This window comes from Alteromonas sp. BZK5, from assembly GCF_014349115.1.
GTDB classification, from domain to species: domain Bacteria; phylum Pseudomonadota; class Gammaproteobacteria; order Enterobacterales; family Alteromonadaceae; genus Alteromonas; species Alteromonas macleodii.
Window position 1 is genome coordinate 21640 of record NZ_JACSOE010000009.1, and the last position, 12018, is coordinate 33657.

The window sequence follows — 12018 nt, forward strand, 5'->3', positions numbered from 1 at the left end:
TTACCGCGACTCCTTTGCAAAATCGGCAATAATATCGCTAATAAACGCGATGCGCTCTTTAGCTGTTTCGGTCTTTTTCACCAAACGCAGTTTTTGGCTTCCTTCAAACTTAAAGGTGTTTGGTTTGGTTTGCACCAAACTAATAATATAGCCTGGGTTAACCTTAGTGGTTTCTTTAAACTCTATGGTACCGCCTTGGGCCGACAAGTCTACTTTTAGAATGCCTAACGCCTGGGCTTTTAGTTTAATTTCAGCCACTTCTATCAAGTTTTTAGCTGGCTCTGGCAATAGACCAAAGCGGTCAATACATTCTACCTGGAATTCATCAATGTCGTCTTGCGACGTACAGCTTGCCAGACGCTTATATAGCGATAGGCGAGTGTTAACGTCGGCAATATAGTCTTCAGGCAATAGGGCTGGAATACGCAGTTCAACTTCGGTATGGCCCGAGGTCGCGTCGTCTAATGACGGCTCTCTACCTTCTTTAAGGGCGTTAACGGCTTTATCGAGCATATCCATATACAAACTGAAACCAATACTCGCTATTTGCCCCGATTGGTCATCGCCTAACAGCTCACCGGCACCACGAATTTCTAAATCGTGGGTAGCAAGCGCAAAACCTGCACCTAAATCCTCAAGCTGCGATATTGCTTCTAAACGTTTTACTGCATCTTTGGTCATGCGCTTTGGATGAGGCGTTAATAAGTAGGCGTACGCTTGGTGATGCGAGCGACCCACACGACCACGAAGCTGGTGCAGCTGCGCTAAACCTAAATGGTCGGCTCTATCCATAATAATGGTATTCGCACTTGGTACGTCGATACCTGTTTCAATGATGGTAGTACACACAAGTACGTTGTAGCGCTGGTGGTAGAAGTCGCTCATTACGCCTTCAAGTTCACGCTCGCGCATTTGGCCGTGACCCACTGCAATACGGGCTTCGGGAACGATTTCAGCGATTTCTTCAGCCGTTCGTGCAATGCTATCCACTTCGTTGTGAAGGAAGTAAACCTGACCACCGCGCAGTATCTCACGCATAATGGCTTCGCGAATAACGGCTTTATTACGCTGCTGCACAAAAGTCTTAATTGATAAACGACGAGCCGGGGCTGTGGCAATAATCGATAAGTCGCGCATGCCTGATAACGCCATGTTAAGCGTACGAGGAATAGGCGTTGCCGTAAGGGTAAGGATATCAACATCGGCACGTAATGACTTAAGTTTCTCTTTTTGACGCACGCCAAAGCGATGTTCTTCGTCGATGATCACAAGGCCTAAGTCTTTATATTTAATATCGCTAGACAGCAGTTTATGTGTGCCTACTACGATATCTACTTTGCCTTCGCCGATCCGCTCAACCACAGATTTTTGCGCTTTACCGCTGACAAAACGGCTCATGACTTCAATTTCAAACGGCCATGCCGCGAAACGGTCTTTGAAGTTCTCGTAATGTTGCTGCGCAAGTAGGGTAGTGGGCACCAAAATAGCCACCTGTTTACCAGCATTAGCTGCAAGGAATGCCGCGCGCATGGCAACTTCGGTTTTACCGAAACCTACGTCACCGCAAACGAGGCGATCCATAGCCGATGGACTGCCCATGTCGTGCATAACCGCAGCAATGGCTTGGGCTTGGTCGGGTGTTTCTTCAAAGGGGAAGCTGTCTGAGAACGCTTGGTAGTCGTCCCAGTTAATTTTATACGCAAAACCTGGCTTGGCTGCGCGGCGGGCATATACATCTAAAAGCTCAGCGGCCACGTCACGAACTTTTTCAGCGGCTTTTTGCTTGGCTTTTGTCCATGCGTCAGAACCTAGGGCGCTTACTGGCGCGCTGTCGACATCGCCACCGGTGTAGCGTGAAATTAAGTGAAGCGAGGCCACAGGCACGTAAAGCTTAGATTGCTTGGCATACTCGATGCACAAATATTCGGTTGCTACGCCGCCCGCGTCCAATGTTTGAAGGCCTAAATAACGGCCAACACCGTGGTCGAGATGCACCACAGGCTGACCGATAGAAAGTTCCGCCAGGTTACGGATAATTGCACTTTCGTCGGTGGCGGTGCGTTTATCGCGAAGGCGGCGCTGACTTACTTTCTGCCCTAATAGTTCGGTTTCGGTAATGAATAACAGCTCGCCTTCCTGAGTTTGCCAGCGGAAACTGTTATCAACCATACCCACGGTAATGCCAATGGCGTCGTGGCTTGCGATAAAATCGCTAAAGCTATCAACAATCTTTGGCTTGATGCCCGCTTTTGCGAGTACGGTTAGCAAACCCTCTCGGCGACCTTGGGTCTCAGCACAAAACAGTACCTTAGCCCCGTTGTCAGTGGCGTGATTTACCGTTTTAATAAGTCGTTCAGCAGGTACTTTTTTCTGCGAGTTAATCGCAATGTCGTCAAGCTTTTCGCATTGAAGGTTGCTAGTACCTTGTTTTTCTTCAAGTGCCTTGCTGGAAAGGGATGCACGTGGCCACTGTTTTATGGCACCAAATAGCTCATTTATAGGTAAAAACAGCTCGTCTGGTGCAAGCAGTGGACGGGCTAAGTTATAACGATACTGCTCGTAACGTTCTTGTACGTCGGCCCAGAAAAACTCGCTGGCGTCTTGCACATCACCGTGAAGTAATAGCAGGCTTTTAGGGTGAAGATAGTCAAAAAGCGTAGCGGTTTTTTCAAAGAAGAGGGGAAGATAATATTCCACACCGCTTGGCATGGTGCCCTTGCTTACCTGAGAAAATACGCTTTCAGATGCATTGTTTGCGTCGAACTTTTCTAAAAACTGCTGGCGGAAAAGCGTGATTGCCTCTTTGTCTGTAGGAAATTCTCGTGCTGGTAGCAAGCGAATTTCGTTAACAGCCTCGCCAGAGCGTTGGGTTTCAGTATCGAAATAGCGAATGGAGTCGATTTCGTCATCAAACAAGTCTATTCGAAATGGCTGGTCGCTTCCCATCGGAAAAAGGTCGATGATGCTGCCGCGCACCGAGAATTCGCTGTGGCTCATTACCTGACTAACATGCAGGTAACCGGCTTGCTCGAGATTGCGTCTGAACTGATCTCTATCTAAGGTGTCGCCCTTGTTTAGCATAAGCAAATACTTTGCTAAATAATCGGTAGAGGCTAAACGCTGCATTAACGTGTTAACAGGCACTATGAATATGCCTTCGCCTTGCTGTGTAAAGCGGAATAGGGTTTCTAATCGCTGAGAAACAATGTCTTGATGGGGCGAAAACGAATCGTAGGGCAGTGTTTCCCAATCTGGGAACAAAGTAATAGGTGTATGCTTTATATTATCGCTTAAGAAGAAGGCTATTTCTTTTTCGAGCTTCATTGCCGAGGGTGTATCGGCGGTAATCAGTACAATAGGGCCTTTGTATTGGCTGAGTGCTTGGCTGATACATAGTGCGGCACTGCTGCCTTGAAGTTGGCCCCAGTGTTTGTGATCTTGTGATGAGGCTTCTTTTTTAGGCCCAGGTAATGGAAGCGATAATAAAGTGGCTGTCATGACGTCCTGTTTTTTAAGTGCAAGATGAGTTTTACGGCTTATATACTGATGTTAGGGTCTATTCAGATCCCGCTTTTTTTTCTTTTGCCCGCTTTCTTAGCTGTTGCGTTTGAATATGCAAGCTAGCGCGAACTAAAAGCTCCTGATCTTGCTCTCGAATGGTGTTAAAAATAAAGGCGATATGGTAACGGTCTTCTACTTGCTCGCAAGTAATTACTTCGCCAAAACAAAATATTGCTGCTGCTTCGGCATCTAAGAAAAGTTTAAGTTCCGCTTTGGCGCCCACATCCAATGCTTCTTTTGACTCAATAATGACACCGCCACCACCCAGTTTGACTGTTTTGAAGCGGAACTCTGGCTCGTCTTGCTGGTGCAAAACGAACGACATCATCAAATCGATTTTTCGAGACTGATGGTTTAAGTAGTCAGCCAGCGACTCAGCGTGGTCACTTAAGTTGCGAAGCGGACGAATTGCTTGCGCTTCGATAGCGGCCATTTCGCTGGCAATGCGAAATGCATACGGCATCGACTCCTCTAAGTTCTCTTCATCAGGCACTACTTCGTCTTCACCTAACGGGCGCATATTGGCGTTTATGCGATGTGCGATAGAAAAATATTCATCGAATTGGGCTTTTTTTTGTTCTAGGCTAAGTTCGCTCACATCATTCCTCTGCCACTAATTCTTGTGCAGTTAGTAACTTATAAGTAGTATACCGTTCACACGTAGTATACTCACTTTACTATTTTGGGGTTAACCCGTCATCTCGTCTTTGGGCTACTTATCTGAATTTCTCATTCATTAAGCATAGCTAAACATAAGGCAGATTACCGTATTACTGAAAAGCAAGGCGCTATGTTTTATCCTCTTTCTGCATTCATTGCTTATCGTTATGCCAAGTCTAACAAAGCAAGCCAAACCAGTTTTGTTTCATTTATTAATCGATTTTCAGTGGCGGGTATTGCACTGGGATTGATGGCGCTGATTATCGTTGTGTCTGTTATGAACGGCCTAGAAGGTCAACTAAAACAGCGCATATTAGGCATTGTCCCTCATATTGAAATTACAAAGACACCCATCATAAGCGAGAATCCTAGCAGGACATCCAACGAAAACGCAATTACAGAGACACCCACGCAAACTGCAGAAAAAACGCAGACAGTTACTTTGAAAGAAATTAGCAAGACACCCATCGAAGGCGTTGTTGCCACTATGGCTTACAGGGAAGCTGAAGCAGTAGTGCAGTCTCGCTCGGACTTGCGTGGTGTTCAGGTTCACGGTGTTCAACCTGAAGTAATGATTGAACACACTTTGGTAGCAAGTCACATGGAGCAGGGGCGATTTAGCGATTTAACTGAGGGGAGTTTTGCTGCCATTATTGGGCGCTCACTTGCCATTAAACTTGAAGCGCGTGTTGGAGACCGATTGCGGGTTATGGTGGCAGGCGCAAGTGTGTATACACCGTTTGGAAGAATGCCAAGTCAACGGCTTGTAACCGTGGTGGGTGTCTTCGATATGGGCTCGCAGATGGATGACAAAGTGATGTATATGAACCTTAAGGATGTGAACCGCTTAATGCGAGATCCTAAAGGTAGCGAACAATCGCTTCGACTCTTTTTAAATGACGCTTTTAACTATCAAGCAGTTGTTAGCGCGCTCACCGATAGGGTGGGTGTCTCTGTAAATAATATGAAGACTTGGCGTGAGCGTCAGGGGCCGCTATTTGATGCCGTCAAGATGGAGAAGAACATGATGACACTCATGTTGCTGCTTATTATCGCGGTGGCGGCATTTAATATCGTTTCGGCACTGGTAATGGTGGTAACGGAAAAACAAGGCGATATCGCAGTACTCCAAACTCAAGGTATGTTACCCAGTTCAGTAATGTGGATTTTTGTGTTAAACGGTTTGTTTAACGGCATTAAAGGCGCTGGCATCGGTCTAGTATTAGGCGTGGTGATTACACTCCAATTAAATAACATTTTGGATCTTATCGGGTCGCCGTTAGCCTTAGCGGCAGACGGTAGAGGGCTGCCAATTGAAATGGACGTTGTACAAATTGCAGGCATTGCTTTGCTGTCTTTGCTACTGTGTGTTTTAGCCAGTGTTTATCCAGCGCGCAAAGCGATGAAAATTGCACCTTCGCAAGCGCTCCAAAACGAATAAATCGCTGAATTTACCGTGCAAGTTAGTGCAAAATTCACTATACTCGCGGTCTTTTAAATTTTGCCCAGTGAGACGTCATGAATAAGAATTTTATCACCTCGCAATCGCTTCTACAGGATTCCTTTCGCCTAGCGGCAAAGGTGTATGAAGACGGCTTTCGCCCTGACTTTATTATTGGTATCTGGCGTGGTGGTGCTCCCATTGGTATCGCGGTTCAAGAATTCTTTGAATTTAAGAATACGTCAACCGACCATATCGCAGTACGTACATCGTCTTACTACGGAATAAACAAACAATCGAAAGAGATCCGTGTGCACGGATTACACTACTTGGTAGAAAATGCGAATGCTGATGACAAGTTGTTGATTGTTGATGATGTTTTCGATTCAGGCCGCAGTGTAGATGCACTTATTAAGCAAATTAACAAACTAATGCGCTTGAACATGCCTAAAGATATTCGCATTGCATGTCCGTGGTACAAGCCGCAAAACAACACAACAGACATCGTGCCAGATTATTACGTTAACGAAAGTGATGAATGGCTGGTTTTCCCTCACGAAATTGCGGGGTTGTCGGAAGAAGAAATCCGTGAAGGCAAAGGCGAGCTGGCTGACGTTATGGACATTTTGTTCAAAAAGTAGTGAGTAATTGCTTGATATAAGCGACTAGGAGTTGCTGTCAAACGTATTTAAACCGCACGCTTGTGCGGTTTTTTTATCTTCCAACTTTGTTGGAAAAGATAGGGTAAATGTGGTGCCCACGTTTACTTCACTTTCCACGCTAATGGTTCCCCCCATCGCTTCAACGATGGGAAACGAGATATAAAGTCCTAATCCAGTGTCTTAGGTCTTCCCGCATTGTTTAGCGCATTTTGTAATGCGATGGCGCCATCTTCAAAGGCGCAGCAGCAGGAGGCGTCTGCACGTCCAACGCCATAGGCTCCACCATCGTTATTCACACAAAAAAGCGCTAATTGTCACCCCGCGTCAACGGTACTGCCGTCGCAAAGTAGTGCTCCTAAACAAGAACTGGAAATGAATGAAGGAGCGGTAAACGCACTAAGGCCATATTGAAGCTCATTAAAAGGTAAGTCTGCATTGCCGTAACCAATAACAAGTGAAGGTTTATTTTCACTGAATAACCTATCCATTTCGGACGCCATACTAGATGCGTCGTTACACTCCAACGAAAATGTTTGTATATAGATTCGGCTTTTACCACTCAACCATACTCTTTAATAATAGATTGAAATTAGGAAAAGCTTATTAAACATTAGTTGATGAGTTACACGAGTTACAGTAACTGTGTTGAAGAGAACTTAATTATCGAGGTAAAACTTGTCGTGAAAGGTATAAACCCACGTTGGCTGGTAGATCACTAAAAGCGTTATCGCCATACCGTTTAACAGAGCTTCAGGAAAGACCAAAAGTGGTATAAGCAAAACATAGTTGTCAAAAATGATGTCCCAAGTATATGTACCTTCAATGTAATAAAATGCGCCGAGCGTTAGCGTCTTTAATGCAATAGAAAGAGCGGCAGGGAAAAATGCACAGACAAAAATGTACACGAAAAGTTGTCGAGGAATACGGTGAAAAGAAAGCATATAAAATAGATAGGTTATGCCAATGGGTAGAACGGTGCCGAGTAGCCCGTTAACGCCAAAGTTTTCCCAACTTCCGTAGCCGACTGCATTTGCGCCTAGTAGCGCGATAAACGATGCAATAATAGCGTTTCTAAAGCCGAGCATTAATGTCAAAACTGAAAGGCCTAAAAAATGAACATCTAGGCCCTCGAAGATGCCTGCTTTAAACAACCAGAGAACGAAAAGCGAAGCAGCAGTACCAAAAATAAGGTGTTGCTGCTGCTTGTTACTCGCAAAATGAGTAAAGTCCACATGCCTGACCGCACCGAGTAAAAATACACCGTAAATCAGTAATGCTAACAGTTGTAGTGAACTCACTTTTACTCCTTAGTTAATGGCGGGGAGCAGTATTTAGTACTGTTTACCCTTTATACTCAGCCCAAATAGGCGCGTGATCAGACGGCTTTTCGATGCCTCTCAGCTCATAATCAATACCGGCGTCATGTAGTTTTGCATGAAGCGGTTTTGTTGCCAAAATCAAATCTATGCGAAGGCCACGATTATCGTTGAATCCTTTTGAGCGGTAATCGAACCATGAGAACCTGTCGTTTGTCTCTGGATTGAGTGTTCGAAAACTATCTTCAAAGCCCCAGTCAATTACTGTGTTCAACCACTCACGCTCTTCCGGCAAGAAGCTGCATTTTCCAGTTTTCAGCCAACGTTTGCGGTTGTCTTCACCAATGCCAATGTCCAAGTCTGTATGAGAGATGTTGACATCGCCCATAACAATTACGTTGTCATCTGGTGTGTGGTTATCATCTAAATAAGTCATTAAGTCTTTGTAGAACTTACGCTTAGCTGGGTACTTGGTTTCATGCTTTTCGTTTTCGCCTTGAGGAAAGTAACCATTTAGAACGGTAACGGGCTCGCCAGCATCATCGGTGGTTTTTAAAATAATCATGCGACGTTGGGCGTCTTCGTCATCTGTTGGGAAACCCATCGACACAGAAAGCGGCTCTTTCTTCGCCAAAAAAGCAACGCCGTAATGGCTCTTTTGTCCGTGGAAATAAACGTGATAGCCCATGGCCTCAACGGCTTCTACCGGAAACTGTTCGTTGTGAACTTTAATTTCCTGTAAGCCAATGATATCGGGTTGGTGTGCGTCGATAACCGCCTGAAGTTGATGTAGACGAGCGCGAATACCGTTTATATTAAATGAGATTACTTTCATGCTTTTTAGTGGTTGCTTCGAATTTGGCTAGAGTTTACCAGAAACTGCACGGCCGCTTAACGACGTTTTGCCACTATATTAATGCATTCAGTCGATTGGCTAGATTAAGTTTATTTATAGTTAATGGTGAAATCGCTGTGTATTAAAATCTCGTCATTAGCATAAATTTAGCCATCCATTAATCACACGTTTGCCTCATGGTAGGGAGTGTCATTCGGTGCCGTGTGCTTGCCGAGTGAAATCAAAAACTCAAACCAAGCATTTGCGTCTTGCACCGCGTTCTCAACAAAGCTTTCATTATCTAGGCCGAGCTCGGGTAAGAGTGTTTCTACTTCTTGTTTGAAAGACACCCATTCTTTGGCACATCCCGCCATCGCTTGATAATACTCGGTAGGAATATCTAACGTCATAGCTTCTAACCGCCTAACAATAATGTTGGCGCCCATTGATGAGCCCAACCATACATAAATGGCTGCAATGGCATGGCTGGTGGTTGAATTGGAGCAAGGAGTTAACTGTGCGATAGCCTGGGTGTTTAAGATTGGCTCATCTTTGTTTTTTATTCTTGTAGTAGATTCGAGCTTGGCATGAGTGTCTTTGTAACGCGGTTGAGTCGACAGTGTTGTGGACGACAACGCGTGGGTGTCATTGTTAAGGGCTAGTAGAACAACTTCGCTATTGAGCATTGAGGCGATGCGGCTAAGGGAAGGGGTCTGAAGTGCAGCCTGTTTTACGGTTTCTGCTGTTGTTTGGTGAAACACCCTCATAATGTTAAGGATGGCAAGATAGGCCTCATGGTTAAACTCACTATCTTTGTGGTACATCGAGAAGGGAAAGGTATTTTCCAAGATAGCGTGGTTGGCATGGGTGTCTTGCTTAAAAGCAGTAAATAGATTGCGCATGAGGTAAAGGTCTTTGCGTTTAAGCTTTCACAGCGTTGGATGATTTGCTCTAACTTTATCATGGGTGTCTTCGTAACGGGCGAAAAATGTCAATGTTAATAATGTAATGGCTGTTCGAGTTACAGTTGGGAGATGATTCCCGTAATTTCAGGGCTAAACTGGGGGGCTTCTTAATAGTGTGTTTGATGATGAAGAAGAGCTACGGATGGGTGTCTTTGTAAGTGTGATAGAGAGATGATTCCCGTAATTTCAGGGCTAAACTTGGGTGTCTTCTTAACAAAGTTTTTGGTGGGTAAGAAGCGCTACGGATGGGTGTCTTTGTAAGTGTATTAGCCGAAGGGGCTTTTTTAACGCTTATTGCATTGCGCCCATTACTGGGGAAGGTATACTTGCCGCAAAATTTGAGATAGGTGAAATAACGTGTTTCCAGAAACAGTTGCAGACAAATTGAGTGATGCGGTTATCGAGCAAGCGATGAAGCTGAGTGCAGAAGACCGACAAGAGCTTGTAGTGAGCTACATTGCAAAAGCAAATGAAATTTGGATGGTGCAAGGTAGTGAAGGTTTTGTGATGTTTGAAGGTGGTGAAAGCGTTCAGCTACCAGTATTCCCGCATCACGATTTAGCTCAAAAGTTTGTAGATATAAACGAAATTGAAGGCCAATGCGTGAATATTACACTCGATGAGTTTATGCAAACTTGGTTGCCAGGCCTCGATAAGAATGGCGTTGAGCTAGTTATGTTCCCCACCACGAGTGATGTTGAAAACCTAGTTATGACTGCAGATGACTTAGCCTCAGAGCTTAGCGGAAATTAAGCAAGGTATAGAGATCATGAGTTCTCTCGAAACTTTGCTTCCTCTGGCTTCATCTTTGGCTAACGCGAAAGGGTGGGACGATTTTACTCGTACACTGATGCTTGCGGGTAAATCGCTTGTCTCGCTTCCAGCAGAAAAACGTTTGGCTGAAACAGAAGTAGAAGGGTGTGAAAGCCCGGTATGGCTCGCAACTTCTGACGAACAAGGCAGTTTGATGGCTTACTCGCCTAGCAAAGTGATCCGCGGCGTGCTTGCAGTATTGTTAGAAAAAGCAAACGAGTTAACCCCGCAGCAGCGCAGTGAATTCGACTTTGAGAGATATTTGTCTCGCTGTCAGCTGGAACGCTACTTAAGTCAGTCCCGTGGAAACGGGATTAAATCTGTAATAGCTAAATTAAAGGGCATCTAGCCGCTAAACTGGTGGCTGCCGTTATTTGTTTTTTGCTTCAATCCACTGGCTCATGTACTTGCTCGCTGTCAGTGTTTGATGCCACAACAAGCTTTGCATAAATAAACCGTTTCTATGCGTCTTGAGCGACTGTTTTAAACCAATGATTCTTTCAATTAACGGCACTTCGGGCAGTTCGCTTTCAAATGAGCTAAGTATTGATGCCGTTAAGCTACTAGCGCTATCCCACGAAGACTTATCATTGTGAAGTGCCACAGCTTGTTCTACGTAGTCTTGAATAACCGCTGCGTCAGTTGTATTCGCGCTACAAAGCGCACCAGGCCATTGCGCTAGCTGCTTTGGCTCATCGATTTCCTGTACATTGCTATTAGCAGTGATTGAATCGGTTGAGGTGATACCTTCTGCGCCTATCCACGTGGTGATACTAGGAGTAGCGCAGCGCATCGCATCAATCAGCTTGCCTTTAATGCCTGCGCCAAATCGTAAAGGAGCAATCAGCACCTTTGCGCTCAACATTATAGACTCCACATTTTCGGCCCAACCTTTTACCAAAAAGCCTTGTTTTTCGTTGTGCAGTTGGGTGGCCTTTTTAGGCGGGTAAGCGCCGTATATGTGCAATTCTGCTTTGGGTAGCGCTTTTCTTATCTCAGGCCATATGCTTTGCTTAAGTTGCAGGACCGCGTCCCAATTAGGCGCATGGCGAAAGTTTCCAATATGAACAAAGTGCGCTCTTTCCTCAAACGGAAGCGTGATGGGGGGCGTTTTTCCTACAACTAGAGGGTGGTATTGGAGCTGCGCTCTAGGTACACCGTAGTGTTCCGTTAAAAGCGCCATTTCTCGCTTTGAAATTATTAATGTAAGGTCGCTTCTTAGTATTGCTGCAACTTCTCTTTGCGCCAATTCGCTATTTAACTGAGCAAGGCGAGCATCATTGTCCTGTTTTACCGCTTCGTGCCTTGCCTGACGCAGGCTGTGCAAATCTTCAGTATTTAAAACTCGAAGTGCATTTGGGCACGCTTCTTTTACTCGCCAAGAAAATTGCTCTTCTGTCATGTAGCGGTCGAATATAACAACGTCAGGCTTTATATGCGCCATTTTGCTATTAAAAGAACTGCAATTCAGTGCCACAGAATGCACATCAACGCCTAATGTTGTAAGGTCTTCTTTATGGTCGCTATCGGTGGCAGCGGTCAGAAATGTCACATTGAAATCGGCAGATAAGCAACGCTTAATAATAGCTAACATATTTTGGCCCGCGGCCGAAGAATTTGGCTCAGGCCACACATAACCGATAACAGCGACATTTAACATGGATGGATTACAACTTTTGCTTTAAGAATTATGCCATCAAGGGCATAGTGAATAGTATGCAAATACTACCATAAATTTGAATTGGTCATTACAAAAGCAAGTGTT

The 12018-nt window shown here is 45.0% G+C and carries 11 protein-coding genes and 1 pseudogene; 4 read left to right on the forward strand and 8 right to left on the reverse strand.

Going from position 1 to position 12018, the window contains the following annotated elements; translation table 11 throughout:
• Both mfd and BIZ39_RS04275 read right to left on the reverse strand, forming a co-directional pair.
• The gene (gene mfd, locus BIZ39_RS04270; RefSeq protein ID WP_187446436.1) at positions 1-3498 is read right to left on the reverse strand and encodes a transcription-repair coupling factor; all 3498 of its coding nucleotides are present in this window, start codon (positions 3496-3498) and stop codon (positions 1-3) included.
• 58 nt (positions 3499-3556) lie between these two features.
• Positions 3557-4159: a PilZ domain-containing protein gene (locus BIZ39_RS04275; RefSeq protein WP_039227099.1), complete on the reverse strand. Its 603-nt coding sequence runs from the start codon at positions 4157-4159 to the stop codon at positions 3557-3559.
• A 192-nt stretch (positions 4160-4351) separates the two neighbouring features.
• Between BIZ39_RS04275 and BIZ39_RS04280 the strand changes: the two genes are divergently transcribed.
• Both BIZ39_RS04280 and BIZ39_RS04285 read left to right on the forward strand, forming a co-directional pair.
• Positions 4352-5662 (forward strand): lipoprotein-releasing ABC transporter permease subunit, encoded by a 1311-nt coding sequence (locus tag BIZ39_RS04280; RefSeq protein WP_187446437.1) that lies wholly within the window; start codon positions 4352-4354, stop codon positions 5660-5662.
• 77 nt (positions 5663-5739) lie between these two features.
• Positions 5740-6303 (forward strand): phosphoribosyltransferase, encoded by a 564-nt coding sequence (locus BIZ39_RS04285; RefSeq protein WP_014949139.1) that lies wholly within the window; start codon positions 5740-5742, stop codon positions 6301-6303.
• 24 nt (positions 6304-6327) lie between these two features.
• Here BIZ39_RS04285 and BIZ39_RS04290 read toward each other — a convergent pair.
• The 5 genes and pseudogenes from BIZ39_RS04290 to BIZ39_RS04310 all read right to left on the reverse strand — a co-directional run.
• Positions 6328-6489: pseudogene (locus tag BIZ39_RS04290) on the reverse strand (two-component sensor histidine kinase); the annotation flags it as partial.
• A 149-nt stretch (positions 6490-6638) separates the two neighbouring features.
• On the reverse strand, positions 6639-6812 hold the full coding sequence (locus tag BIZ39_RS22160; RefSeq protein WP_230962248.1) for a hypothetical protein: 174 nt from the start codon (positions 6810-6812) through the stop codon (positions 6639-6641).
• Positions 6813-6980: 168 nt separating this feature from the next.
• Positions 6981-7622: an energy-coupling factor ABC transporter permease gene (locus BIZ39_RS04300; RefSeq protein WP_049586496.1), complete on the reverse strand. Its 642-nt coding sequence runs from the start codon at positions 7620-7622 to the stop codon at positions 6981-6983.
• Positions 7623-7665: 43 nt separating this feature from the next.
• Positions 7666-8475: an exodeoxyribonuclease III gene (gene xthA / locus BIZ39_RS04305; protein WP_187446438.1), complete on the reverse strand. Its 810-nt coding sequence runs from the start codon at positions 8473-8475 to the stop codon at positions 7666-7668.
• A gap of 182 nt (positions 8476-8657) precedes the next feature.
• On the reverse strand, positions 8658-9377 hold the full coding sequence (locus BIZ39_RS04310; RefSeq protein ID WP_187446439.1) for a hypothetical protein: 720 nt from the start codon (positions 9375-9377) through the stop codon (positions 8658-8660).
• 420 nt (positions 9378-9797) lie between these two features.
• Between BIZ39_RS04310 and BIZ39_RS04315 the strand changes: the two genes are divergently transcribed.
• Together BIZ39_RS04315 and BIZ39_RS04320 are read left to right on the forward strand one after the other, a co-directional pair.
• Positions 9798-10193 carry a DUF2750 domain-containing protein gene (locus BIZ39_RS04315; RefSeq protein WP_039227089.1) on the forward strand — a complete coding sequence of 132 codons (396 nt, stop codon included), beginning with the start codon at positions 9798-9800 and terminating at the stop codon, positions 10191-10193.
• Positions 10194-10209: 16 nt separating this feature from the next.
• The gene (locus tag BIZ39_RS04320) at positions 10210-10602 is read left to right on the forward strand and encodes a SufE family protein (RefSeq protein WP_187446440.1); all 393 of its coding nucleotides are present in this window, start codon (positions 10210-10212) and stop codon (positions 10600-10602) included.
• A gap of 21 nt (positions 10603-10623) precedes the next feature.
• Here BIZ39_RS04320 and BIZ39_RS04325 read toward each other — a convergent pair whose 3' ends face one another.
• A complete protein-coding gene (locus tag BIZ39_RS04325) occupies positions 10624-11913 on the reverse strand; it encodes a glycosyltransferase (RefSeq protein ID WP_187446441.1) in 1290 nt (429 codons plus the stop codon).
• Positions 11914-12018 lie beyond the last annotated feature (105 nt).